This window comes from Microbulbifer maximicatervae (SeqCode) (genome assembly GCF_052468295.1).
In genome coordinates, this window is record NZ_CP174340.1 from 3,404,413 (window position 1) to 3,428,590 (window position 24,178).

Here is a 24,178-nt window from a genome sequence, read left to right on the forward strand (position 1 = left end):
ACCTGTTAATCACTGACCTTATCGATCACCGTCACTTCGGGCATTGCCAAAGGTTCCGGTTGAAGGGTGATATGGTCGATATCGAAGCGCTTGACCAGGGTTTCCCGCAAGCGCTCCAGTACGCTGGGCCAAGCCTGCAAGTCATCCACCACAATATGGGCCGACAGGGAAATAGTGCTGGAATCCAAGCGCCAAATATGGAGATCGTGCACAGAGCGTACCCCGGTTACCGCCGCCAGTGTCTCGCCCACAACCGGAAGGCTCAATTCCCTGGGTACCCGCTCCATCAATACATCGATTGCATCCCTGAGCAGTCGCACGCAGGAAACCAGGATTAATAGACAAATAAGCAGTGAAAGCAGGGGGTCGATGGGTACCCAACCGGTAAAATAAATCACAGCTCCGGAAGCCAGTGCCGCAACAGAGCCCAGCATATCGCCCATCACATGCAAAAGCGCACCGCGAATATTGAGCGTGCGCTCGCCTTTTAATAAAACCCAGGCCGCCAGAATATTAATCAGCAACCCCATGGCTGCAATCAACATCACCGTACTGCCATGCACCGGCTGGGGATTGCGCAACCTATCAATGGCCATAAAAGAAATACCGACCACGATCAGAAGCATAATCAGGCCGTTGGTTACCGCAGCTAAGACCTCCGCTCGCCCCCAGCCAAACGACAATTCCCGATCAGCGGGTTTTTTCGCCAGTACTGCGGCAATAGCCCCCAGTGCCAAGGCAAAAGTATCGGTAAGCATATGGGCAGCATCGCCGAGCAATGCCAGGGAGCCAGATAGCCAACCACCTATGGCTTCAACTATGGAAAAACTGAGAGTGAGAACCAGTGCAATAATTAATGGGCGCAAAGCCCCATTGCCGGTTCGGTGGTGGACATGATCATGCATAGGCTCCCTCCTCAAATCCCTGTGGCAGCTCCGCAGGTATCACTATTTTTGCCCTAAGGTAATTCGCTCCCAACCGGAATAATCCCTGCGACTTGAAACTATATTCAATCCCGCCGCAGAAAAAATATCCCGCACGCTCTCGGCTTGCTGCCAACCGTGCTCCACCATTAGCCAGCCATCGTTTTCCAGGTAATCACTAGCGGTTGTGGCGATATGCTCAATATCTGCCAAACCCTGTCGCTCTGCCACCAACGCAGTGCGGGGCTCAAAGCGCACATCGCCCTGCACCAAGTGCGGGTCAGATGCATCGATATAGGGAGGGTTGCTGACGATCAGGGAAAACGGCTGTGGCTCCAAACTAGAAAACCAATCGCTCTGGATAACTTGCACATTTTGCAACTTGAGGGAGCGCCGGTTTTCCTCTGCCAGTGCTACCGCAGCGGGTGATTTCTCCGCTGCAATAATTTCCCATCCCGGTCGCTCCGACGCCAGAGCCAGTGCAATAGCACCAGTGCCAGTGCCCAGGTCCAGTGCTCGCAACCTGCCCTGGGGGAAAAACTCCAGCGCGGTCTCCACCAACAATTCAGTGTCCGGGCGGGGGATCAGAGTGGAGGAATCCACCTTTAGCGATAGGGACCAAAATTCGCGCTCACCGATAAGGTGTGCCACCGGCTCTCCCGCTTGCCGGCGCTGGAGCAACTGCTCATAGCGCACTTGCTCAGCTTCACTCAATTCGTATTCCGGCCAGGTATAGAGCCAGGTGCGCTCGCGCCCCAACACACTGCCGAGCAGAAGCTCTGCATCCAGGCGCGCGCTGTCGCTATCGGTTAATTGGGCGCAGCGTGCGATATTTTCCTTGACGCTGGTCATGGAGAAAAACCTATAAAAACGCCGCTCGAGGCGGCGTAAAAAATCTGGATTTATTGGGCCAGGGCTGCCAACTGATCGGCCTGGTATTCCGTGCGCAATGGCCCGATCACCTCCCCCAGAGACCCCTGCATAATCTCATCGAGTTTATAGAGAGTGAGGCCGATACGGTGATCGGTAACCCGGCCCTGGGGATAGTTGTAGGTACGGATTCGCTCAGAGCGATCACCGCTGCCCACCAGGCTGCGGCGGGCATCGGAAATTTCCTGGGCCGCCGCCGTTTCCTGCGCAGTATTGAGCTTCGCTTGCAACAGTGCCATCGCCTTGGCTTTGTTTTTGTGCTGGGAGCGCTCGTCCTGACACTCCACCACAATCCCCGTGGGAATATGGGTTAAGCGCACAGCGGAATCGGTTTTGTTAACGTGCTGACCACCGGCACCGGATGCACGGTAGGTATCCACACGCAAATCCGCTTTATTAATTTCAATCGCATCGCGCTCATCCGGCTCCGGCATCACCGCGACCGTACAAGCCGAAGTGTGAATACGACCCTGGGATTCTGTTTCAGGAACCCTTTGTACCCGGTGCGCACCGGACTCAAATTTTAATTTTGCGTAGACATCTTCACCGGCGACGCGAGTGATAATTTCCTTGTAACCGCCGTGCTCACCGAGATTTTCGCTGACAATTTCTATTCGCCATCCCTGCTTCTCCGCATAGCGAGAGTACATGCGGAACAGATCACCGGAGAAAATAGCTGCTTCATCACCACCGGTTCCTGCGCGAATTTCCAGGAAAACATTTTTTCTGTCGTTAGGATCGCGCGGCAACAGCAAAGTCTGTAGCTCTCGCTCCAGCGGCTCCACTTGACCTTCAGCCTCGCGCAGCTCTTCCTGAGCCATTTCGCGCATTTCCGGGTCATCTTCCCCCAGCATCTCCCGAGCCGCGACCATATCTTCCTGCAACTGTTTGTAAGCGCCGTAGCATTTAACCACTTCTTCCAGCTCAGAATACTCGCGGGAAAGATCGCGGAATTGATCCTGATCAGCAATTACGTCGGCGTCGCCCAACAGCGCAGATACTTCCTCATGGCGCTCAAGCAGGGTTTCCAGTTTATTCAGTAACGATTCTTTCATTGATGCTTTTTCTCTAAATCGATATCGGTGAGATCATCCAACCCAACGACCTCGCGAGCGATACGCAAACGCTCAATATCACCCTCCGCCGTAGCTTTTTTCAGACTGACGGTGGGTGCATGAATTAATTTATTGGTGAGAGAGCGAGCGAGCTGCTCCATCAGTCGACGAGGGTCCTCGCCTTTTTCCAGCTGCAAAAGTACCCGTTCAAGTTCGGAAGTGCTCACTTCCTGGGCTCGCTGCCGGTAGCTGCGAATACTATCCACAGCCTCCAAAGAGCGGCTCTCTTTGGTAAATTCAGCCGCTGCAGCATTTACGATCTCTTGAGCGGCCTCCGCCGCTTTCTCACGGGAGCGCTTGCCCTCATCAATAACCCCGCGCAGATCGTCCACCGTATACAGATAAACATCATCCAGCTCGCCAACTTCCGATTCGATATCACGGGGTACCGCAATATCCACCATAAACATGGGGCTGTGCCGACGCTTGCGCAGCGCCGATTCGACCGCTCCCTTACCCAGGATCGGCAGCTGGCTCGCGGTGGAGCTGATAACGATATCCGCGCGCGCCAGATGCTCGGGGATATCCGCAAGCAGGATTGCCTCGGCCCCAAAGCTCTCTGCGAGCAACTGGGCCCGGCTCAATGTGCGGTTGGCAACAATGACCTGCTTGATTCCCTGATCGAGCAAATGGCGGGCAACCAGCTCCACGGTCTCTCCCGCACCGATCAACAGGGCAGTCTGCTTTTTCAGGTCGGTGAAGATACGCGAAGCCAGAGAAACAGCGGCGTAGGCAACAGAAACCGGGTTTTCACCGATTGCAGTTTCGGTGCGAACCTTCTTGGCGACGGTAAACACCCGCTGGAAAACCCGGTGCAGTTCACTGCCCACACTGCCGGATTCCCGCGCCACCGCATAGGCGGACTTAATCTGGCCGAGGATCTGCGGCTCACCCAACACCAGGGAATCGAGACCACAGGCAACGCGCATCATATGGCGTACCGCTTCTTCATCGCTGTACACATAGGCACAGCCCTTGAGCTGCTCCAGGGGCACTTGGTGGTATTCAGATAGCCATTGCAACAGGGCTTCTGACTCCACATTTCCGTATATTTCGGTGCGATTGCAGGTAGACAGGATGGCCAGCTCGCGGCACCCCAGTGCTTTTCGCGCATCTCCCAGTGCGCCGGGCATCACCTCGGGGGCAAAGGCCACCCGCTCGCGCACTTCGACCGACGCGCTATCGTGGTTGATACCCAGGGTAAGAATTGGCATAGACTTCCGTTAGCATTAAATCTTAAAAGGCGGAAACCGCACTGGGAGCGCATTTTCATAGGCAGCCGTCTCCCTTGCAAGCGTAAGAGGCAGTAAAATTGCCCGCCGATTTGGCAAGAGCCCCTGCCCACTACCGTTCCAAACCCGATTCACGACTAGAATTATATGGCGATAATCGTTTAAAACACGCCAGTAATACCCCGCTTTCAGCGACAACGTAACGTATGGACACGATCTATGCTCCCACCTCGCACAAATCAGCTTCCGGCCCGAATTTCCAGCCACGTGCCCAAGTTTGCCGCTTTCCTTGTAGCATCCGTAATGCTTGTTTCTTGCACCCAACACCAGACGCCGGCGGCCCCCTCTACAGAAATCGCGAGCACAGCACTGGAGCCGAGCAACCTTAAGGGTAGGGAAACCACTGAGTCAGAAGAGCCGGAAGCTAAAACCTTCCCAATTGATACCTTCTACACCCTTCTGGTGGCCGAAGTCGCCGGTATCCGCGAACAGTACGATGTCGCACTGGCCAATTACTACCACCAGGCGGAGGTCACCAAAGATCCCGGGGTCGCCGCCCGCGCTACACGCATTGCCCGCTTTTTAAATGCCCGCCAGGCCGCCTTGGATTCGGCCCGGCTATGGGTAGAGCTTGAGCCACAAAACGCCGATGCACAGCTGGCCCTCACAGCCGAGCTGACTTTGTCCGGCGACTTACACACTGCCCTGATTCACGCCAGTAAAACCCTGGAACTCGGCGGCAATCCGCCCATGCAATCTCTCGCGGCAACCGCAATCGGGCACGAGCAACTCACGGAACAAGCCAAGCGGGAGTTTGCCCGGCTGGCAAAAGTCTACCCCCTCGATGACGAGGTCGTGCTCGCCTATGCCATGGTACTGCGCACCGAAAGAGAATTCGCCCGCGCCCTGTCCCTGGTGCGCCGCGTCCAAGAGCACCATCCAGACCAACTGGATGCACCACTGCTGGAAAGTCACCTGTTGGTTGATCAGGGCAAGCGCAAGGAAGCCATTTCCCTACTCGAACGACTCGTAGGCATCCATCCCTCCGAGAGTCGCTTGCGCCTTCAATACGCCCGCCTGTTGATTCGGGAGGACCTAGCCCTGGCACGCAAGCAGTTTGCCGAACTGGTTAAGCAGCGCCCTGAAGATGGCAACCTGATTTTGTCGTTGGCCCTAATTCAGTACGAGACCGAGCAAACTGACGAGGCCAAAGTCCTCTTTACCCAACTACTTGAATTACAGAAGCACGAATCCGCTGCTTATTTTTACCTGGGCAGCATTGCAGAAAAATCCGGGGATTTTTCCCATGCAATTAAATATTTCCGCGAAGTGGGGCCCGGCAGTGATTACGTAGAAGCCATTACTCGCGGTACGGAATTGCTGGCGAGCCTGGGACAGCACAGCACTAACCGGGAATGGTTTGCTGAACTGAGAAAAAAACACCCCACTCAGGAAGAACATTTTTACCTAATGGAGGTCGAATTACTTCGCAAAAGTGGTGAAGCCAGTATGGCTTTACAGCGAGTAGACGAGGCATTACAAACCAACAGCACCAGCGGTCGCTTGATGTACACCCGCGCGCTGTTGCATGACCAACTCGGCAACGCACAACAATTCGAAAAGGACTTGAGAGACCTGCTGGAAAGAAATCCCGATAACGCCACAGTTCTCAACGCACTCGGCTATAAACTGATTGAAGATAAATCCCGGCACGCAGAAGCCTACCAGTTGATCAGCCGCGCTTTGGAACTCGAGCCTGAGGACCCGGCAATAATCGACAGCATGGGGTGGATAGAGTACCGTCTCGGCAATCACGAAGCTGCGGAAAAGTATCTGCGGCAGGCGATGGAAAAGTTGCCCGACCACGAAATTGCCGCACACCTCGGTGAAGTACTCTGGGTTCAGGGAAACAGAGAAGCCGCCATGAAAATGTGGAGAAAAGGTCTTCTGCTGAATCCCCACAGCAAAATTATTCCGGCTGCCATGAAGCGCCTACAAATCGAAGAGTCACTGGAACAACATGCATCAGATAGCTGACAAGACAACCGCGCGAAGATTCTATCTGTTATTGCTGGCATGTCTGGCAATAATGATTTCCGCCTGTGCCGGACAAAAAACCAAACAAGAACCGGAGCCAGGTTCCCCCACTGAAAATCAAAATCCGGCACCGCAAACAGTAGCTGAATTTACCCAGTGGAATCTCAAGGGCAAGCTGGGTGTTCGCTCCCCCAAAGAAAACGGCAGCGCTAACCTGGCCTGGCTTCAGGGCGGTGCAGAGAATTTTCGCCTGCATCTCAGCGGTCCGCTCGGAGCGGGCACTACCGTCATCACCGGCTCAGCCGGTGGAGTCAGTTTGGTGCGCGGTAGCGAGCCGCCAATTTATGCGCGCAACCCGGCACAGCTAACCCAGGAAGCACTGGGCTGGCCCCTGCCCGCCCGGGAGATGTTCTACTGGGTGCGCGGTCTTCCCGCGCCCGGCGCCAAAAGTGGCGAGCAGCGCAACGCCCAGGGCCAGCTGCAAAGCCTGCAACAATCCGGCTGGGCTTTGAGTTTTAGTGAATATCGCAGCGAAGGTCCATTTATGCTGCCAACCCGGATCAAAGCACAAACCAACAGTCCTACTGGCCCGGTATCCGTCACCCTGGTGATTAAAGACTGGGGTTTGTAGAGAGTTTTACATAACTCTGCCAATGCCCAAATCGCAGCATGCAGGTATTATGGCGATCCTGTAATTGATTGCCCCCTTTTTGCCTCATGCTGCTAACCCTGCCCGCCCCAGCAAAACTCAACCTGATTCTGCGCATTCTCGGCCGTCGCCCGGATGGCTATCACGAGTTACAAACCCTGTTCCAACTTCTCGATTTCGGCGACTTATTGGAATTCAGTGAGCGCAGCGATGGCATTGTCAGTGTCGATGCCGGCCAGCTGGATGTAGCTGAAGAAGACAACCTGGTTTATCGCGCAGCCCAATTGCTGCGCAAACAAGCTGAGCCGGACCGACAAAATTCTCTCGGCGCCTCTATTCGGTTGATAAAGAAGTTGCCTCACGGCGGCGGCATCGGTGGAGGCAGTAGCGATGCCGCCACCACTTTGCTCGGGCTCAACCACTTATGGCAGTGCAATTTATCGATCGATAAACTGGCAGAGCTGGGACGACAATTAGGCGCGGATGTTCCAGTTTTTGTGCGCGGGCGCACCGCTTGGGCGGAAGGGGTTGGTGAAAAATTAACCCCAATAACCACCGAGCAACGCCACTACCTGGTTGTCTCAACTGGTTGCGAAGTGAGCACTGCAAAAATTTTTCGCGATTCACGTTTGACAAGAGATTCAGTCGCAATTACATTAGCGGCCCTTCGCGAGGAGCAGGCCAACGAGATGCGACTCGGCAGCGAAAAACTGGAAACATTTTCCGGCAATGACTGCCAGCCATTAGTTGAAAAGCTCTACCCTGAAATACGCGATGCCAGAGAATGGCTCGAGCAATTTGCTCCAGCACAACTCACCGGCACCGGGGGCTGCATTTTTGCTGCATTCCCTACGGCAGAGGCAGCCATTGAGGCACACGCCAAACTGCCTGAAGCGTGGCAGGGTTTTACAGCAGCGGGTGTATTGGTTTCACCGACACATCAAGCGCTAGCGAAAATCTCCTCAGATTTTTGAGGAAACATTACTGGGGCGTAGCCAAGCGGTAAGGCAGCGGGTTTTGATCCCGTCATGCGAAGGTTCGAATCCTTCCGCCCCAGCCACTTTCTTTATATGCAATGGCACAGTCAAAAACCGGTTCCGACATGATTCAGTCTACGCTGATCCAGCCGGCCCAGGCCATTCGCACAGGGCTTTACAGAGCCACTCCCCAATTTTTAAAGAATCCTGAAGGCAGGCTTGAATGCAATCGCCCGATGGTTGTGCGAGCACGCACCCAGAGCAACCCGTTGAGCAAGGAAAAAAACTGTGGCCAAAACCCTGTTTTTATCCGCGCAACAGTGCGCCGCTCAACACAAAAGTGTTGCAGCAAAAACCCTGACTGCTAGCAAATATGCAGGCATCTACACTTCAATTCACTTCAAGACAGAATTAAAGGAACTCGCAGTGGCTGACTTAATGGTCTTTACCGGCAACGCAAACCCGGAACTGGCACAGAAGGTTGTCGACCATATGGCGATCCCCCTGGGTGAAGCCACGGTCAAGCGCTTCTCCGACGGCGAGATTGCAGTAGAAATTACCGATAACGTACGCGGCCGCGACGTTTTCGTGGTGCAATCCACCTGCCAACCTACCAACCGCAACCTGATGGAACTGATCCTGCTGGTAGACGCCCTGCGCCGCGCCTCCGCCGGCCGCGTTACCGCTGTAGTCCCCTACTTTGGCTACGCCCGCCAGGATCGCCGCGTAAGATCCCAGCGCGTGCCGATTTCCGCAAAAGTGGTTGCCGATATGATGGTGAGCGTCGGTATCGACCGCGTATTAACCGTCGACCTGCACGCGGAACAGATCCAGGGCTTCTTCGACGTTCCTGTGGATAACGTTTACGGCTCCTCTGTCCTGCTCGACGATATCGAGCGCCAAAAATACCAGAACCTGGTGGTGGTATCCCCGGACATCGGCGGTGTTGTACGCGCCCGGGCTGTGGCCAAGAGCCTCGACTGCGACCTGGCAATTATCGACAAGCGCCGCCCGGCCGCCAATGTTGCCGAAGTCATGAATATTATCGGTGAAGTCAGCGGCCGCACCTGCCTGCTGGTAGACGATATGGTCGACACCGCCGGCACCCTGTGTAACGCCGCCAACGCCCTGAAAGAGCACGGCGCCGAGAAAGTTGTCGCCTACTGTACCCACCCGGTACTGTCTGGCAACGCCATCACCAACCTGAACAACTCCGTTCTGGATGAGCTGGTGGTTACCGACTCCATCCCCCTGGGTGACAAAATGGAGAAGGCACCAAAAATTCGCCAGCTGACCCTGTCTGCAATGCTGGCCGAGTCCATGCGCCGTATCAGCAATGAGGAATCCCTGTCCGCAATGTTCCGCTAGGAACTTGCCGATCAAGGTATCCCCGCGCCCCGCATGCCGGGGCACTTTGCCTTTAGCGCTGATTCCCGTAGAATACGCGCCCGCCCGGCACTGCCGGGCGATTACTTTTGGGCCCAGTGCCCATTTAACATCCATGCCAGAGCGGTCCGGTCGCAGGTCACTCTGGACAGACAACCCGAGGTTTATCCCATGTCTGATATTAAATTGAACGCCATTGCCCGCAGCGATGAAGGGAAAGGTGCGAGCCGCCGCCTGCGTCGCCTGGAAGGCCGTGTACCCGGCATCATCTACGGCGGTGAAGCAGAGCCTGCTTCTATCTCCGTGCTGCACAAAGACCTGACCAAAGCTCTGGAAAACGAAGCTTTCTTCTCCTCCATGCTGACTGTTGACGTAGACGGCAAGGAAGAGAAAGTTATCCTGCGCGACCTGCAGCGTCACCCGGCTAAAGCCCTGTTGCTGCACATCGACTTCCAGCGTGTATCTGCCAACACCAAAGTACACGTTAAAGTACCTCTGCACTTCCTGAACGAAGAGAGCAGCAAAGGTGTTAAGGCTGGCGGTATCGTTTCCCACACCCTGACCGAGCTGGAAGTTAACGCTCCTGCCGGCAAGCTGCCTGAGTTCATCGAAGTGGACCTGGCCGACCTGGAAATGGACGGCGTACTGCACATCTCCGACCTGAAACTGCCGGAAGGTGTTGAGTCTGTGGCACTGAGCCACGGTGCAGACCACGACCTGGTTGTAGCTTCTATCCACAAGCCTCGCGGCGCTGTAGAAGCTGAAGCCGAAGCTGGCGAAGGCGAAGAGTAATCGCCTTGGCTGCGGCACCGGATACTCCGATCCAGTTGATTGTCGGCCTGGGAAACCCCGGACCGGAATACGATCGGACGCGACACAACGCCGGTGCCGACTTTGTTGTCGAGCTGGCCCGCCAACAAGGCACCCAGCTCAGCCTCGACAGCAAATATCACGGCCTCACTGGCCGTGTGCGAGTCGGCAGCCAGGATATCCGGCTGCTGATTCCCACCACCTACATGAATCGCAGTGGCCAATCTGTCGGCCCACTGGCGAACTTCTTCAAGATTCCCCCGGAAGCCATTCTGGTCGCTCACGATGAGCTGGACCTGGCCCCCGGTATCGCGCGCCTGAAAGCCGGCGGCGGTCACGGCGGACACAACGGCCTGCGGGATATCATTGCCGCACTGGGCAACAACCGAAACTTTATGCGCCTGCGACTCGGCATTGGCCACCCCGGCAGCTCGAGCGAAGTGGCCCGGTTTGTACTCCAGCGAGCCCCCAGGGCGGAACAGGAAACACTGGCTGATGCGATCGATCGCTCGATCGACGTTCTGCCCACCGCCGCTTCCGGCGACTGGGGCGCAGCCATGAAAACGCTGCACACCAACAAATAGATCCCACCCGCCGGCTTGCCTTTTGCCGCGGAAATCTCGATAGTGTGCTGCGCTAAATTGCCGGTATTTTCCCGGCTGGCCCGGACCCTGTGGTGGCCGAGACACCCCGCCCATCCAAAATCCCGCCAGCGCAATCACTACCGGACCTCAAACGCAATTAGCAGAGCGCGCTGTATGCGCCTCGGGCAAACGGAAAAATATCACCATGGGTTTTACTTGCGGTATTGTCGGCCTACCTAATGTGGGCAAATCCACCCTATTCAACGCATTAACCAAAGCGGGTATCGATGCGGAAAACTTCCCCTTCTGTACCATCGAGCCCAATGCCGGTGTCGTGCCGGTACCAGATCCCCGCATCGACAAGCTGGCTGAGATCGTCAAACCGGAAAAGGTAATTCCCACCACCATGGAATTTACCGATATCGCCGGCCTGGTTGCAGGCGCCTCCAAGGGGGAAGGGCTGGGTAACAAGTTCCTCGCCAATATCCGCGAGACCGACGCTATCGCCCACGTTGTTCGCTGCTTCGAAGACGATAACGTTATCCACGTCGCCAACCAGGTACACCCGGTAGCGGATATCGAGGTGATCAACACCGAGTTAGCCCTGGCCGACCTGGACACTGTGGAAAAGGCCCTACAGCGCTTTACCCGTGCCGCCAAGGGGCAGGACAAGCACGCGATCAAGATGAAAGCGTTGCTGGAAAAAATCCAGCCACACCTGGATGAAGCCAAGCCGCTGCGCTCTTTCGAGCTTTCAGAAGACGAACTGGCAGACCTGCGCGAACTGAGCCTGCTCACTATCAAGCCCACCATGTATATCGCCAACGTGGACGAAGATGGCTTCGAGAACAATCCGCATCTGGATGCTGTAGCCGCCATCGCCGCTGAAGAAAACGCGGTACTGGTACCTATCTGCAACAAGCTCGAAGCGGAAATTGCCGAGCTGGACGACGAAGAAAAGCAGGAGTTCCTGGAAGAACTGGGTATGGAAGAGCCCGGGCTGAACCGCGTGATTCGCGCCGGCTACCAACTGCTGGGCCTGCACACCTACTTCACCGCTGGCGTGAAGGAAGTTCGTGCCTGGACCATCCCACTGGGCGCCACCGCTCCCAACGCCGCCGGTAAAATCCACACCGATTTTGAAAAGGGTTTTATTCGCGCAGAAGTGATCAGCTACAGCGATTACATTGACAACAATGGTGAAGCCGGCGCTAAAGACGCTGGTAAATGGCGCCTGGAAGGCAAGGACTACATTGTCGCCGACGGCGACGTAATCCACTTCCGTTTTAACGTCTAACCGCCTCTCCTTTTTTGCCTCCCCACCCCGGGGAGGCGCGCCACCCGTGTAAATTCCATGGCTCAATCAAACTGGAAAGTCGGCCTGCCCCTGTCGCTAATTACCGTATTTATGTGGGCAACCCTGCCCATCGCTCTCAAAGGGCTTCTGGAATACATCAGTCCCGGTACCGCCACCTGGTATCGCTTTGCCGGTGCAGCACTGTTAGCGGGCGTCTACTACGGACAAGCGCGCAAATTACAGCTCAAGCCACTATTCAGTCGCGGCTTACTGCTTTTCACCTTCCTAGCCGTTGCCGGCCTCCTGGTGAACTACCTCGCCTACGCCAGTGGACTCAATTACATCACCCCTGGTGCCGCTCAGGTTGTAATCCAGCTGGCCCCCCTGCTTCTACTGATATCCAGCGTGCTTTGGCTGGGAGAGCGCTTCTCTCTGCGTCAGTGGAGCGGCGTGGTACTGGTGGTAATCGGGCTACTGCTATTTTTTAACCAGCGCCTGGGAGAGCTGACCAGTGGCGCCGGCGGCGAATACCTGCTGGGGCTCGGCTATATCCTGATCGCCGCTGTCACCTGGGCGATTTACGGCTTTTTTCAGAAAAAAATATTGAGCCGCGCAACGCCCCAGGATCTACTGGTAGTAATTTATATCGCAGGGACCCTGCTCTTCCTGCCCATGGCGGAGCCAATGAAGGTTTCCCACCTGGGCTGGCTCGAGTGGGTGCTATTGGCATTTCTCACCGCCAACACGCTGATCGCCTATGGGGCTTTTAGCAAGGCACTAGCGCACTGGGAGGCATCCAGTGTCAGCGCAACCCTGTCATTAGTGCCAGTCATCACCCTATTGTTCAGTACGCTGATCAGCTCTATCTGGCCCGACTATATTGCAGTTGAGCCGCTCAACTGGATCAGCTGGGCCGGCGCCGGCGCCGTGGTACTCGGTTCCGCCCTCGCCGCAATCAGTTCCAGGCGCAGTTCTGAGCAGTCCCGGGCATCAGATGAAAAAAATCGCTAACTATCTGAAAAGAATACAAAAAAAGTGTTGACACCCCCGGCCCATCGTTTAATAATGCGCGCCCTCGGGACAGCCGAGACAACAAAAGAAATGGCAAGGTAGCTCAGCCGGTTAGAGCGCAGCACTCATAATGCTGAGGTCGGGAGTTCGAGTCTCCCCCTTGCTACCATTTCAAATCACAGAGACTATTCTTTGTGAATCTTGAAACTGGGGCGTAGCCAAGCGGTAAGGCAGCGGGTTTTGATCCCGTCATGCGAAGGTTCGAATCCTTCCGCCCCAGCCATATTCCTAAATTATCTAGCAGGCCCAAATCTGGGCAGCAACCAAAAACGCAACCGTTTTTTTATCTGATTCTGCGAATAGCTCGCCAGAACTCGTCCTCGAACTCTATCCAAAAATCAACTACTCCGGCAGCACCACACCATTAGCTTCCATAACGGTCACTCCGGCGCTATCGGGCTCCAGGTCAGCAGTTCCTGAAGTTGCGGTAGGCGTTCGCACTTGTTCCCTGCGCAAACCCAGGGCTCGCAGCCACTCGAACCCCGCCAGGCAGCACAGCAATGCCAGCAGCACTAGCGGACCGCCATATCCCTTCATAGCCTCACTCTCGGACACACAAGTCCACACAAGCTGCACAACGCACAGGAAGGCCACAATCAACAGGGTCGGCTTGCGTCCCAGCAAGCTAACGACAAAAACGCCCAGAGGCGCCCCCAGGGCTACTACTGGTGCTGCCGCCAGCCAATTCCCAAACACCCCAGGCTGCCAATCTCCCGCCAGCGACTTCACTATTACTCCGAGTACCGAACAAAATGCCATGATCACCACGGATGTGGGGATCGCCACCTTGAGATCCACCCTGCTCAACAGCACAAGAGCCGCATACACCAGCATGTCCACACCCACACCGGTAACTGCCACCACGCAAAAGCCGGCAAAAGCACCCAATAGCAAGCCGACACGAAAATCAGTCGGGCACTGGGGGTCCCCCGCGTGCTCACAATCAATAATTTCGCTGAGGCGATACAGATGGAAAATGCCAAAACTGCCCCAGAGAACGGCAAAGGAGAGTTTCACCCAGAGTTCGGGTATCAGAGGGGCAAACAGCAGGATACCGGCGGGAGTCGCCAATAGGGAGCCCAGCAGCGCCCCCCGCAACATCGACCAAGCCAGCTGCTGGCGTCGGCAGAGAATAAACAAACTGGCGCTGACCATCCCTATCGACTGAACCGCAAAACTAAAGTCGCGACCCAGGCTTGCCGGCATATCAAAAAACAGCACCAGCACGGGAAACCCAACTGTGCCGCCGCCCATCGGCGTAGAACCTGCGGCATAGCTACCCAGCGCCATCGCCAGCGCCATGGACCAATGCTCGAGCGCCAGGGCCAGGTTCTCGCCCTGTAAAATCAGGAACAACCAAACACCGTAAAACAAAACCAACCAAGCGAGCCAATAGCGAAGAGAGAATCGCGCCACGTTTTTCATCTTATTATTTGTGAGCTAAAGCGTCAGAGGGAGACAATAGTGGTACGAGCGTGAGATGGGATCAAGACAAGATTTGGCGAGTTCGCCTATTCCGGTCAGGAGGGTCGCCCGACAGCCGCAGCTGCCGGGCAAAGCGCGATTAGTTCAAGCGCTTCTTGCGAATCAGGTTTTGAACCTGCATAGAGGACATCATAGAGGCGTAGATTGCCGGCAGGGCGCCACGTTTACGCAGTTCCAGGAAGTCTTCATCAGACAGCTTGTTAAGCTTCTCTTCATCGATAACAAAGAAACCTGTCAGATCGTAAGGCTTATCATCTTCGCTAACACGCAAAGTCAGCTTCTTCTGGGTCAGCAAGTCCTTGGAGACCAGGAACTCGATAAAAGACTCAGTCACTGCAACACGCTGTGCAGTTTCAACCACTGCCTGAGCACGATTCTTCAGGAAGTCAGTTTGCTCGCCTTCCCCATCGAACAGCGCTTCACCTTCAGAGTCGCTCAGCATCTTGGAGTCTTCGTCGATGCACAGAACAGCCTGATCAGCGTTATCTGGATTCTTCACCAAAACAAACGGGTAAGTGCGCACTTGCACAGGAATGTAGCTGCCATTCCAGCCATCAGCGCCAGAGAACAGGTTTTCACCGGGGCGCAGACCTGTAAGCGCCACAACTTTAAACTGGTCAGTATTCTGGTCTTTAACGAACAGGATCGGGTAGCTCTGGGCTGCCTGTACGATTTCCTGAACCACCAGCGGCAAAATGTGATTACCGCTTACATGGTCAAAAGTAATGTCCTGGGTGAGTTTCAGGTTGGCATGTGCCTTTTTATCCAAAGCTTTGATCTGTGCCATAAGTACAACTCCTAGCTACTTTTATAGTTACTAAATTTTCAGAGATACCCTAACGTACCACTCTTCTACGCATCTACGATGACAAGTGCTTCCCGGCAGTCGCCGGAAACCAAAGCCAGCATTAAACAGGGAAGAAGCCCAACTGGCAAACAAAGTCCACCAACAACAACCTAAAGACAAATTTATTTGGTTAAATTCACACAATTCAAGACTGTCGAACCAATTAAATTCACTGCTCCCCCTTAAAATGACCCGGCAACCTTCAAAATCAACGAATCGAGTATTAGCTAGCCAACCCTGACAGGTAGCGCATTACCTGTATCACCCCTCCCCCACCACTACAGCTATCGTAACAAGTGGTGCTTTTTTATACGATTGAAGAAGTGGTTGGAGTGAGATCGATGCAAAAACCGAGGGGCACCTCGTTATGATGAGCCTACTATTTCTCTTCCATCTCCTAGCAATGTCTCTAGCCGTGAAGAATTACCACACCCTAGCAACCGCAACATTCATTTTTGCCTTGATATCAAGCATCGCCTGGCTGGGCTATCACACCGGCGACAATCTCAACTTAGCCTTGTAGGGGAGGGTGAATGGGGCAAATATTTCGAGAGCTTAATGCACTGGGCATACTTGCCGTATGTGCAGTACTCGTCGCCGCAGAGTACTTTCAATTAGTGAATGGAGAAATGCCTTGCCCTCTCTGTTTACTTCAACGAATTGGGCTCACAGGAGTCTTATTTGGCCTGATGCTAAATGTACTCTATGGCAATCGCCCACTACATTACAGCCTGGCTACACTGTCAGCGCTATTTGGCGCCGCTACCGCATTGCGCCAAGTCAGCCTACATGTTATTCCCGGAACGCCAGGTTATGGCAATCCATTAATGGGGTATCACTATTACACCTGGGCACTGATTATCTTCTACATGACAATTATTGGCATCGCGATTGTCAGTGCATTTAATAAGCAATATGGGAACCCCATATTTATTAGCTTTCGAGATCAGAGAGCTCTCGGAAAAACAGCCATAGTGGCTGCATTTTCAATTACCACACTTAATATATTTATAACCTTCGCAGAGTGTGGACCTACTGTCTGCCCGGATAACCCAGACAACTATTGGCTCTTTGGCGCTATCGACGGAATTTAAAAGCAAGCTGAGAAAAGAAAAGGGGGATAGCTATACAAAAGACAGCTTGCCAAGCATATATCCATAGATCAACAGAATAGATGGAGGCCAGGACCGGATTCGAACCGGTGAAAAACGGTGTTGCAGACCGTCGCATTTCCTCTCTGCCACCTGGCCATAAAAAAACCCGGCGCTTCCGCTCCGGGTTCTTTGACTCTACGGAAGCAAAAAACGCTTCCGAATAAATTTACAGAAGCACGCAGGTTGCTTGGCAGCAACATATAGAAAGAAGTTCTTGCGTGTATTTCATAGTAAACAGTCTTGTTTAAGTTGCCGCCAAGGATAATGTAACAAAAACCCCATTTCAACTCTTTCTAGGTAGCCTCAGAATACTGCCCAACCCTAACCTCATTACCGGGCAACGGCTGCTCTGGAACCAGCTGCGCCAGCCCAAGAGAAATTAAGGCCATTAAAGACCCCCCAAAGAATACCATTGGCGGAGAGACAAGCCACAACAAGCCAAATACTACAGGGATAACTACTGCGGCAATATGATTAATAGTAAAGCTGACTCCAGCCGAAGCCGCGATATCCCGCTCGTCGACTATCTTCTGGAAGTAGGTTTTAATCGCAATTGCCATAGAAAAGAATAAATGGTCAACAATATATAATGCCGCTGCCAGCGCAGCACTTTCTACCAGCGCATAACCCGCAAATACCAGTATCAGACCAATATATTCCAAAGTTAGGATACGGCGCTCGCCAAACCGAACGATAAACTGTCCGATCTTTGGTGCGATATACAAATTAAGTAAATGGTTTACCGTATAGAGAGCAGCAACCTCCCCCACGCTGTATCCAAATTTCTCCACCATCAAAAAACCAGCGAATACTATAAAGATTTGTCTGCGAGCCCCACTCATCATCGTGAGCGCATAATAGAGCCAATAGCGTTTTCGCAGAATAAGCTTCTTATGCTGGCTGTGGGGCTGAGCAAACTGAGGGAAAAGGACCCAGGCACCTAAAGCAATGGCAATGGTCGCGCCACCACTAATTAGATAAACCCAGGAATAATCCAAATCTGCGAAGTTCATTAAACCCCACACCAAACCATAAGCCAGAAGCGCAGCAAAGGAACCTGCGGCAGCCATGCGTCCCATCCAAACTGCTGCTGTTTGTTTGGGGAACCACTGGAGTGCCAGGGAAGTCTGCAAGGTCTCATAAAAATGAAATCCGGTAGACATTAAAAGTGTAGTGAGTAACAACCCGGTCAATGATGGATACAGTCCCGTTAGCATCACTCCAAGGCCAGTTGCTACCAGGGAAATTATCGCCAGCCTCTGCTCCCTAACAAAAAGCAAAACAAAGACTACTAGAAAGGCTAAAAAGCCAGGTATCTCACGCACACTTTGCAACAAACCAATATCTGCACCGGTAAATGCTGCCTTTTCAATGACAAAGTTATTAAGTAGCGTATTCCAAACAGCAAATGAGAGCGGCATCGAAGCTGCCAGAATAAGCAAAAGAATTTCAGGCCGGCGAAGATGTTGTAGCATAAATGACCTCCTATAGCTAAGGCCCGCAATATACGCCCTCAATATCCAACTGTAAAATCATATAAATAGTACCGATAAATATCTCTTTTCATTGAGAATATTGCGGCTCATGTAAATAAATACTGATAATATCATTAAATAGTGATAACACTTTCCAATAGCTTGCTCAACCGCCTGTAAAATTGGTGCATAAGAAGTACCAATTGGCAAAGTAGCAAGCAATCTACTTGTGTATAAATTCCCGCTAACCATGTATTTTTAATGAGGCTAAGACGCTTAGTCCACTATATATATAATAACTAGAGTCAGACAATTATAACCTTAATTCACCTATGCTTTAACTGCTACATGTCTAGGCGCCTTACACCACAGCATGACTAATTACCGACATAGACAAATCTTGGAGAGAAAAATGCGTATTCATTCCTGGCGAATTTATCATCTCACCTTAGTCATGCTACTTACCACACTCCCTTTTCTACTGACGAACGCCGCTGCTCAAGAAGATAACTTACCTGACAAACTTAAATTAAACGAATGGAAGGTGCCCTGGGAGGGACTCCCCAGAGACCCGCATGTAGACAGTAAAGGTAATGTCTGGTTCTGTGGACAAGCGGGTAACTACATCGGAAAGTTTACACCGACCTCTGAAGAGTTTAAGCAGTATGAAATACCTGAAGGCACTCACCCTCATAACCTGATTGTGGATTCAAACGATATTGTTTGGTATGCAGGTAATCGAAATGCGCATATTGGGCGATTAGACACCAATAATGGACAAATTAAACAATATCCAATGCCTGAAGGTATCAAAGACCCACATACGCTAGCCTTCAATCGAGAGGGAAATATCTGGTTCACAGCCCAGCAAAGTAACCGCATAGGCCTGCTAAATGTACAGAGTGGCAAAGTTCTAAGTGTCACCCCAACAACCCCCAATGCCCGCCCCTATGGTATTAAGATTGATGCCCAGGGAAACCCCTGGGTAGCGCTATTCGGCACCAATAAGTTAGCTCGCGTAGACGCAAAAACCATGACCATAAATGAGATTAACCTGCCACGCCCAAATGCTCGCCCTCGCAGACTGGAAATCGATCCTACCGGCAATATTTGGTACGTTGATTATCCAGAAGGCTATTTGGGGCGTTATACTCCGACGACCAAGGAGTTTAAAGAGTGGAAACTACCCAGTAAGAATCCACGCCCCTACGGAACAGCACTGGACAACAATAACCAACTTTGGCTCGCTGATACTGGAGAGATTCCAAATATCATTTTTTCCTTTAACACAGAAAAAGAGAAATTTACAAGCAAGACCCCAGTTCCAAGTGGTGGAAATATAAGATATATGTATTTTAACAATATGGATGGAAGCTTTTGGTTTGGTGTTGATTCTGGATTTATCGACCAGGGAATACCAAAATAGAAGTATATATAGCTCTATTGACATCAATCGATGTATGGCGTCACTGCAATAGTTCTATATATCCTGATACAGGACAAACTGTTCAAATACAGACTTCCATTTAGAATTCTAATTTTTTCAGCACTACTTACTGCCATTCACGGCGCCCTAGTGAGGCGACCATTGATGGATTACCTTGTTGGCAACCCACTACAAGTCACACTAACTCAAAATGGCATGAAGTGGCTCGTGTGGATACTCATGGCTACCACTAAGTTTTATACACAAGTTTTTTAAGTTTTATTATGTAAATCAATAAGTTACAGTTTAGCCTGGTAAGAACTACAGATTTGGCTGGATTATTATGCAGGACTGGGTCATGGACGAAGTAAGAAATCAGGTTATGGGTGATACACGCTTGAATAAGCGCTTGTCTAATATTCTCAGTAATTTAAGTTCAGACCCAAACAATAGCATTCCTTGTGCAAACAAAACTTGGGCAGAAACGTTTGCAGCTTATCGCTTTATAGAAAATGATAAAGTCAACTTTGACTCTATTATGAGCGGTCATAAATCGGCAACTCTTGAGAGAATCAAAGCGCAGCCTGTTGTTCTTATCCCACAAGATACTACCTTTCTAAATTTTGCCACTGACCTAGAAAGTAAAGAGATGGGAACACTTAGGCGTAAAGAGACCAACCAACAACTCTTGCACACCTCCATCGCGATAACACCATCCAGAGTTAATTTGGGTGTTGTTGAAGGTAGTATGTGGCAGAGAGATAAGGAATCAAGTTCTAATTCCCGCTATACCAAGTCGATAAAGGATAAGGAGAGTCGACGCTGGCTAGACCATTACGAAACGGCTTGTCAGATACAAGAGCACTGCCCTGAAAGCACAATTGTGAGTATTGCTGATAGAGAGGGTGATATTCATGAGTGGTTTCAGCTGGCTGAAGAGCAAAGTGAACAGCGGCGGGCGAGCTATATCGTTCGAGCTAAGGCCAATCGCACTTTAGAGCTCGATGGAGAAGAAACGGTTTTACTTTGGGATCATATGAACGAGCAGAAATCTATTGGTCTATACACGGTAGATATTCCCAAACGGAATGGGGAACCTGGAAGAAAAGCCAAAGTCAGCGTATCCACTACCGAGATACGGCTACTTGGAAAAGGAAAATCTAAACGACCACTTTCTCTCTATGCTGTATTGGCTAAAGAATTAAACCCACCAGAGGGTGAAAAAGGCATTGAGTGGATGCTGTTAACTGATCTTCCAGTTGAAGACTATAAGCAGGCGAGAGTCGTCATTGAGTGGTATCGAAGCCGGTGGGAAATTGAAACCTATTTTCGGGTGGTAAAAGGCGGATGCCAGATAGAAAGTAATCGTTTTAGAACAGAGCAGCGAATGTTGAACTGTATTGCGATCTATATGATTATTGGATGGCGACTACATTCGATAACTACACAAGCAAAAAGTCTTCCTGATGAACCATGTACGAGTGCTTACTCTGAAAAAGAATGGCGCATGGTATGGATGATGCAAGATAAAAGTTCCCCGCCGAATATACCTCCGAGCATAAGAGATATAACGCGTATGCTGGCAGGTCTAGGAGGATTTCTAGGGCGTAAAGGCGATGGCGAGCCAGGGGTTAAAACTGTTTGGCAAGGATATGCAAAGTTGCTCCATTATGTTGAAGCAGCAGAGGTTTTAAATGGACTTAAATAATGTGTATAAAACACAGTGGCTACCATTATAGTTATAGGTGCTGAAGTATTCGCTTCAAATAAATCAAATTCTAGCAACTCTACAAAACAAAAAGTGTGCATCAGTCATTAAAAAAACTCATAAATAGAATTAACAATTATGGAACCGAAACAGACCGGGAAAGCATACGATACCATCACACACCTATGGGAACGTGCAGAGTTCAACAGGAACAACGGTATTAGTCAGTATAAGCGGGCACTTGGCTTTGTAAAAAATAGAGGCGCGGCATTAGATGTAGGGTGCGGCTGCACAGGAAGGCACATCGAGTTTCTGCAAAGGGAAGGATTTGCTCCCGAGGGAATTGATGTTTCTGAGAAAATGATAGACATCGCCAGGGATAAGCACCCTAATGTCAACTTCTATCTAGAGGATATATGTGAGTGGAAAGCCACAAAAAAATATGACTTTATAAGTGCATGGGATAGCATTTGGCATATACCAATTGAAAAACAAGAGGAAACTATAAGGAAGCTAGCGTCTTACTTAAACAAGGAAGGCGTTCTAATATTCTCCTTTGGTGGAACAGATAAAGAGGACTATCATAAGAATAATGCGATGGGACAGGAATTATATTACTCTACGCTAGGCACAAATAAATTTATACAACTCCTTATTTCATCTGGTTGTATTTGTAGACATCTGGAGTACGACCAACCACCAGAATTACACGCCTATTTGATTGCTCAGAAGATATAATTATTTAGACCCCGTTCCCTCTATCATGGGTAGCCTATATGTTAAACGGAACAATGCTTGTTTGGTTTATTCTTACCGGTCTCAGCGTAGTTTTTGTTATTTGGGACTCAATCACTAATGCGCCAACCAGCTGGGTTCAGCGCCTGGCTTGGATATTAGTGATTCTTTATACCGGTGTCATCGGCTTAATCTTCTACCTACTCACCTGTCGCCGCCCCTTTCCTGGCGGCCATGATCAATTCACTCGGGCGACATGGAAGCAAAGTGTAAATAGCGAAATGCACTGTCTAGCAGGTGATGCAACCGGGATCCTTATCGCAGCATCTATTGTACCCACACTGGGCCTCACCAATGGATGGGACTCCATAATTGAGTACTTGGCTGGCTTTGTTTGTGGTTTGTTTATTTTTCAGGCATTGATGATGCGAAGTATGTATCAGGGAAACTACTTAAAAGCAGTGGGTAAAACTTTCTTTGCTGAAACTGTATCTATGAATATGGTTATGGCTGGCATGATACCTGCTATGGTAATACTGACTTCCATATGGCCAAATTCTGAAGACCCAACAAATGCTACCTTTTGGTTTCGTATGAGCTTGGCAACCATTGTTGGAGGTATTATTGCTTACCCTATTAACTATTGGCTGGTAAAAAATCATTTAAAACACGGATGTATGACTCTTCCAGGAAAAGATGGAGCCGCGCCCAATCTTGGTCATTGTTCTCATGAATGCGCCCCAAATTCAGCATCGCACACCTATGGTACCTCACAAGCAGAAACGCATAAAATGGAAATGCATTCTCTATCTATAATGGAATCAAGTATATGGATAACGGGCACTTTTATAGTTCTTTTTCTTGCAATTTATGTCACAGATAAAATCACACCAATATACTTTTGATCTAAGAACCTTATGCACTTAAAATAATCGCTTAAGCATAAGATTCAAAAATTTTCTTTATCCGCCTGTAGTAAGATTTCACTCTGAGGGTGGCTGCCAATTGATTACCGGACTTATACCTTCAGTATTACATAACCAAACAGTCGCTTTTATGCCAGTCTTAAGCTTCCCCTTAATATCAATGAGTTTCTCCCAATCGCTGGAATGAAAAGAGCGGCCATAGATACGAAACTGCCCGAGAACCTCTTGCCAATTTTGCATAGTCAAATTTAGAACCTCATTTGTTCCATGGTCAGTAGCAATCCAAAGCTTGACTCCATCTTTCACTCGCACAAGTTTTGTGATCTCTCCCTGCCATGAAGTTAATTGGTTTCGATCACAAGTCACGTACTCTGGAACAGCTAGCCTTTGAGCCAAAAGATCCGGGCTAGCCAAAACAAATAAGCTCAGCACTAAAAATAAATAATGTTCTTTATTCATAATTAAAGAAGGGGGGCAAGCCCCCCTTAACCATTAAAGACCACGATAAGTCGCGCTTTGTTCATCCGCGCGAGTGGCTTGACCTTCAGTGAACTCGTACATACAGCTGTCGTCAGTGTAATCCATAAAGTTAGTTACCGGATCTTCCCCTTCAGCATTTCTTCCCCTGGTACAGGTATCCCGACCAACAGGGCAGCCATAAGCAGCCGATCTCTCCGCAGGGGTATCTGAGACGTAGTCCCCCCGGCCAAAACATCCTCCTTGGAATGTGTGATAAAGACCCAACCAGTGGCCAACCTCGTGAGTTAAGGTGTCCCCCTCATTGTAGGGCGCAGCATCACCTCCAGGCACAGAACCAGTTAAAATTACCACGCCGTCATCAAGTGGATCAGAGGAGTAACTACTTGGGAATGTAGCCCACCCAAGTAGGCCATCACTAATTTCAGCTACATAGATATTCAAATCCCCGGCATCGCCAACTCGCAAGGAAGATTTCATTGACTGCTCAGCCGAAGAATTGTAACCAACGTTATACCAAGAATTATTTGCTGTAACAGTGGCTGAAACTAAATTAAAAGTAAATGGAGTATTTGCGTAAGCATCATTCAACACATCCATTTGCGCATTAATCTCACTATTAGAAAGCGCTCCATTATTAGCTGTGTCAGTAATTACATGAAAGTAAACATCAACTTCTACAGAACCTGCGGGGCGCAATGCGTGCGCCACACTTCTATCACTTGATACACCACGCAGAGTAGAAAAATGCTGCTCTTTTAATGCAGCTTCCTGAATTGATGGGTGATCTGTACCGCAGCGCTTTAGCCCAACGCCATTGTTGGCAGCCTCAACCGAAGAAACACTTTGAGCAAAACCTATAGTTGATGACGCAAGTACGCACAATGATAGAGCAGTTTTTATCGAGATATTGGAAACAGTCTTTCTCATAACC

Annotated in this window: 23 protein-coding genes and 4 tRNA genes; 17 read left to right on the forward strand and 10 right to left on the reverse strand. The window is 50.9% G+C overall.

All coding sequences use genetic code 11. From position 1 onward, the window contains the following. Nucleotides 1-5 precede the first annotated feature (5 nt). From ACJJIQ_RS15190 to hemA, 4 genes are read right to left on the reverse strand one after another with little or no spacing between them, the layout of a single operon-like run. The gene (locus ACJJIQ_RS15190; RefSeq protein WP_444892994.1) at nt 6-905 is read right to left on the reverse strand and encodes a cation diffusion facilitator family transporter; all 900 of its coding nucleotides are present in this window, start codon (nt 903-905) and stop codon (nt 6-8) included. 42 nt (nt 906-947) lie between these two features. Next, on the reverse strand, nt 948-1,775 hold the full coding sequence (gene prmC / locus ACJJIQ_RS15195; protein ID WP_444925732.1) for a peptide chain release factor N(5)-glutamine methyltransferase: 828 nt from the start codon (nt 1,773-1,775) through the stop codon (nt 948-950). Nucleotides 1,776-1,825: 50 nt separating this feature from the next. Beyond that, entirely contained in the window at nt 1,826-2,908 is a 1,083-nt protein-coding gene (prfA, locus tag ACJJIQ_RS15200) for a peptide chain release factor 1 (RefSeq protein ID WP_282933938.1), read from the reverse strand. After that, complete coding sequence (hemA, locus tag ACJJIQ_RS15205) at nt 2,905-4,182, reverse strand: glutamyl-tRNA reductase (protein WP_282933939.1); 1,278 nt, start codon at nt 4,180-4,182, stop codon at nt 2,905-2,907. Before hemA ends, prfA begins: the two co-directional genes overlap by 4 nt. Nucleotides 4,183-4,503: 321 nt before the next feature. Here hemA and ACJJIQ_RS15210 point away from each other — a divergent pair, with 321 nt between their 5' ends. The 11 genes from ACJJIQ_RS15210 (at nt 4,504) to ACJJIQ_RS15260 (ending at nt 13,234) form a co-directional block, all read left to right on the forward strand. Beyond that, on the forward strand, nt 4,504-6,237 hold the full coding sequence (locus tag ACJJIQ_RS15210) for a tetratricopeptide repeat protein (RefSeq protein WP_445362342.1): 1,734 nt from the start codon (nt 4,504-4,506) through the stop codon (nt 6,235-6,237). After that, on the forward strand, nt 6,221-6,868 hold the full coding sequence (gene lolB / locus ACJJIQ_RS15215; protein ID WP_445361238.1) for a lipoprotein insertase outer membrane protein LolB: 648 nt from the start codon (nt 6,221-6,223) through the stop codon (nt 6,866-6,868). Before ACJJIQ_RS15210 ends, lolB begins: the two co-directional genes overlap by 17 nt. A gap of 68 nt (nt 6,869-6,936) precedes the next feature. Beyond that, nucleotides 6,937-7,860 (forward strand): 4-(cytidine 5'-diphospho)-2-C-methyl-D-erythritol kinase, encoded by a 924-nt coding sequence (ispE, locus tag ACJJIQ_RS15220; protein ID WP_445362343.1) that lies wholly within the window; start codon nt 6,937-6,939, stop codon nt 7,858-7,860. An 11-nt stretch (nt 7,861-7,871) separates the two neighbouring features. Then, nucleotides 7,872-7,946 (forward strand) — tRNA-Gln (locus tag ACJJIQ_RS15225). A gap of 355 nt (nt 7,947-8,301) precedes the next feature. After that, nucleotides 8,302-9,231, forward strand: a complete 930-nt coding sequence (locus ACJJIQ_RS15230; RefSeq protein WP_108735320.1) for a ribose-phosphate pyrophosphokinase — start codon at nt 8,302-8,304, stop codon at nt 9,229-9,231. A gap of 189 nt (nt 9,232-9,420) precedes the next feature. Further along, nucleotides 9,421-10,041, forward strand: a complete 621-nt coding sequence (locus tag ACJJIQ_RS15235; protein WP_413663073.1) for a 50S ribosomal protein L25/general stress protein Ctc — start codon at nt 9,421-9,423, stop codon at nt 10,039-10,041. A gap of 5 nt (nt 10,042-10,046) precedes the next feature. Continuing rightward, the gene (gene pth, locus ACJJIQ_RS15240; protein ID WP_444892988.1) at nt 10,047-10,643 is read left to right on the forward strand and encodes an aminoacyl-tRNA hydrolase; all 597 of its coding nucleotides are present in this window, start codon (nt 10,047-10,049) and stop codon (nt 10,641-10,643) included. Between the two features lie 205 nt (nt 10,644-10,848). Next, nucleotides 10,849-11,940 carry a redox-regulated ATPase YchF gene (gene ychF / locus ACJJIQ_RS15245; RefSeq protein ID WP_413663075.1) on the forward strand — a complete coding sequence of 364 codons (1,092 nt, stop codon included), beginning with the start codon at nt 10,849-10,851 and terminating at the stop codon, nt 11,938-11,940. A gap of 57 nt (nt 11,941-11,997) precedes the next feature. Next, the gene (locus ACJJIQ_RS15250) at nt 11,998-12,951 is read left to right on the forward strand and encodes a DMT family transporter (protein ID WP_445362344.1); all 954 of its coding nucleotides are present in this window, start codon (nt 11,998-12,000) and stop codon (nt 12,949-12,951) included. A gap of 92 nt (nt 12,952-13,043) precedes the next feature. Next, nucleotides 13,044-13,120 (forward strand) — tRNA-Met (locus ACJJIQ_RS15255). Between the two features lie 39 nt (nt 13,121-13,159). Beyond that, nucleotides 13,160-13,234 (forward strand) — tRNA-Gln (locus ACJJIQ_RS15260). A gap of 119 nt (nt 13,235-13,353) precedes the next feature. Here ACJJIQ_RS15260 and ACJJIQ_RS15265 read toward each other — a convergent pair. Both ACJJIQ_RS15265 and ACJJIQ_RS15270 read right to left on the reverse strand, forming a co-directional pair. Next, nucleotides 13,354-14,436, reverse strand: coding sequence for a sulfite exporter TauE/SafE family protein (locus ACJJIQ_RS15265; RefSeq protein ID WP_445362345.1), 1,083 nt, complete (start codon nt 14,434-14,436; stop codon nt 13,354-13,356). A gap of 139 nt (nt 14,437-14,575) precedes the next feature. Continuing rightward, entirely contained in the window at nt 14,576-15,283 is a 708-nt protein-coding gene (locus tag ACJJIQ_RS15270; protein WP_444907459.1) for a SapC family protein, read from the reverse strand. 463 nt (nt 15,284-15,746) lie between these two features. On the opposite strand from ACJJIQ_RS15270, the gene ACJJIQ_RS15275 reads away from it, so the two are divergent. Continuing rightward, nucleotides 15,747-15,866, forward strand: coding sequence for a DUF5993 family protein (locus tag ACJJIQ_RS15275; RefSeq protein WP_445359684.1), 120 nt, complete (start codon nt 15,747-15,749; stop codon nt 15,864-15,866). Nucleotides 15,867-15,876: 10 nt separating this feature from the next. Further along, nucleotides 15,877-16,437, forward strand: coding sequence for a disulfide bond formation protein B (locus tag ACJJIQ_RS15280; protein ID WP_445362346.1), 561 nt, complete (start codon nt 15,877-15,879; stop codon nt 16,435-16,437). An 81-nt stretch (nt 16,438-16,518) separates the two neighbouring features. On the opposite strand, the gene ACJJIQ_RS15285 is transcribed toward ACJJIQ_RS15280, so the two are convergent. Beyond that, nucleotides 16,519-16,593: transfer RNA gene (locus ACJJIQ_RS15285), tRNA-Cys, on the reverse strand. 197 nt (nt 16,594-16,790) lie between these two features. Continuing rightward, on the reverse strand, nt 16,791-17,972 hold the full coding sequence (locus ACJJIQ_RS15290; RefSeq protein ID WP_445362347.1) for an MFS transporter: 1,182 nt from the start codon (nt 17,970-17,972) through the stop codon (nt 16,791-16,793). Between the two features lie 412 nt (nt 17,973-18,384). On the opposite strand from ACJJIQ_RS15290, the gene ACJJIQ_RS15295 reads away from it, so the two are divergent. The 4 genes from ACJJIQ_RS15295 to ACJJIQ_RS15310 all read left to right on the forward strand — a co-directional run bounded on the left by ACJJIQ_RS15295 (nt 18,385) and on the right by ACJJIQ_RS15310 (nt 22,746). Then, nucleotides 18,385-19,398: a Vgb family protein gene (locus ACJJIQ_RS15295; protein ID WP_445362348.1), complete on the forward strand. Its 1,014-nt coding sequence runs from the start codon at nt 18,385-18,387 to the stop codon at nt 19,396-19,398. Between the two features lie 343 nt (nt 19,399-19,741). Continuing rightward, a complete protein-coding gene (locus ACJJIQ_RS15300; protein WP_445362217.1) occupies nt 19,742-21,106 on the forward strand; it encodes an IS4 family transposase in 1,365 nt (454 codons plus the stop codon). 138 nt (nt 21,107-21,244) lie between these two features. Continuing rightward, nucleotides 21,245-21,844, forward strand: a complete 600-nt coding sequence (locus tag ACJJIQ_RS15305) for a class I SAM-dependent DNA methyltransferase (RefSeq protein ID WP_445362349.1) — start codon at nt 21,245-21,247, stop codon at nt 21,842-21,844. Nucleotides 21,845-21,882: 38 nt separating this feature from the next. Continuing rightward, nucleotides 21,883-22,746, forward strand: a complete 864-nt coding sequence (locus ACJJIQ_RS15310; RefSeq protein WP_445362350.1) for a DUF4396 domain-containing protein — start codon at nt 21,883-21,885, stop codon at nt 22,744-22,746. A 78-nt stretch (nt 22,747-22,824) separates the two neighbouring features. On the opposite strand, the gene ACJJIQ_RS15315 is transcribed toward ACJJIQ_RS15310, so the two are convergent. Continuing rightward, the gene (locus tag ACJJIQ_RS15315; protein WP_445362351.1) at nt 22,825-23,226 is read right to left on the reverse strand and encodes a hypothetical protein; all 402 of its coding nucleotides are present in this window, start codon (nt 23,224-23,226) and stop codon (nt 22,825-22,827) included. A 33-nt stretch (nt 23,227-23,259) separates the two neighbouring features. Beyond that, nucleotides 23,260-24,174: a zinc metalloprotease gene (locus tag ACJJIQ_RS15320; RefSeq protein ID WP_445362352.1), complete on the reverse strand. Its 915-nt coding sequence runs from the start codon at nt 24,172-24,174 to the stop codon at nt 23,260-23,262. Nucleotides 24,175-24,178: the final 4 nt, after the last annotated feature.

Bases quoted from the DNA above. Each gene is read 5' to 3' on its own strand.
- ACJJIQ_RS15250 (WP_445362344.1), top strand. From the start codon at position 11,998: ATGGCTCAATCAAACTGGAAAGTCGGCCTGCCCCTGTCGCTAATTACC.
- ychF (WP_413663075.1), top strand. From the start codon at position 10,849: ATGGGTTTTACTTGCGGTATTGTCGGCCTACCTAATGTGGGCAAATCC.
- ACJJIQ_RS15275 (WP_445359684.1), top strand. From the start codon at position 15,747: ATGTCTCTAGCCGTGAAGAATTACCACACCCTAGCAACCGCAACATTC.
- ACJJIQ_RS15210 (WP_445362342.1), top strand. From the start codon at position 4,504: ATGCTTGTTTCTTGCACCCAACACCAGACGCCGGCGGCCCCCTCTACA.
- ACJJIQ_RS15310 (WP_445362350.1), top strand. From the start codon at position 21,883: ATGTTAAACGGAACAATGCTTGTTTGGTTTATTCTTACCGGTCTCAGC.
- prmC (WP_444925732.1), bottom strand. From the start codon at position 1,775: ATGACCAGCGTCAAGGAAAATATCGCACGCTGCGCCCAATTAACCGAT.
- ACJJIQ_RS15300 (WP_445362217.1), top strand. From the start codon at position 19,742: ATGCAGGACTGGGTCATGGACGAAGTAAGAAATCAGGTTATGGGTGAT.
- ACJJIQ_RS15230 (WP_108735320.1), top strand. From the start codon at position 8,302: ATGGTCTTTACCGGCAACGCAAACCCGGAACTGGCACAGAAGGTTGTC.
- ACJJIQ_RS15235 (WP_413663073.1), top strand. From the start codon at position 9,421: ATGTCTGATATTAAATTGAACGCCATTGCCCGCAGCGATGAAGGGAAA.
- ACJJIQ_RS15270 (WP_444907459.1), bottom strand. From the start codon at position 15,283: ATGGCACAGATCAAAGCTTTGGATAAAAAGGCACATGCCAACCTGAAA.
- ACJJIQ_RS15265 (WP_445362345.1), bottom strand. From the start codon at position 14,436: ATGAAAAACGTGGCGCGATTCTCTCTTCGCTATTGGCTCGCTTGGTTG.
- lolB (WP_445361238.1), top strand. From the start codon at position 6,221: ATGCATCAGATAGCTGACAAGACAACCGCGCGAAGATTCTATCTGTTA.
- ACJJIQ_RS15280 (WP_445362346.1), top strand. From the start codon at position 15,877: ATGGGGCAAATATTTCGAGAGCTTAATGCACTGGGCATACTTGCCGTA.
- ACJJIQ_RS15295 (WP_445362348.1), top strand. From the start codon at position 18,385: ATGCGTATTCATTCCTGGCGAATTTATCATCTCACCTTAGTCATGCTA.
- ACJJIQ_RS15305 (WP_445362349.1), top strand. From the start codon at position 21,245: ATGGAACCGAAACAGACCGGGAAAGCATACGATACCATCACACACCTA.
- ACJJIQ_RS15315 (WP_445362351.1), bottom strand. From the start codon at position 23,226: ATGAATAAAGAACATTATTTATTTTTAGTGCTGAGCTTATTTGTTTTG.
- ACJJIQ_RS15290 (WP_445362347.1), bottom strand. From the start codon at position 17,972: ATGCTACAACATCTTCGCCGGCCTGAAATTCTTTTGCTTATTCTGGCA.
- ACJJIQ_RS15190 (WP_444892994.1), bottom strand. From the start codon at position 905: ATGCATGATCATGTCCACCACCGAACCGGCAATGGGGCTTTGCGCCCA.
- ACJJIQ_RS15320 (WP_445362352.1), bottom strand. From the start codon at position 24,174: ATGAGAAAGACTGTTTCCAATATCTCGATAAAAACTGCTCTATCATTG.
- hemA (WP_282933939.1), bottom strand. From the start codon at position 4,182: ATGCCAATTCTTACCCTGGGTATCAACCACGATAGCGCGTCGGTCGAA.
- prfA (WP_282933938.1), bottom strand. From the start codon at position 2,908: ATGAAAGAATCGTTACTGAATAAACTGGAAACCCTGCTTGAGCGCCAT.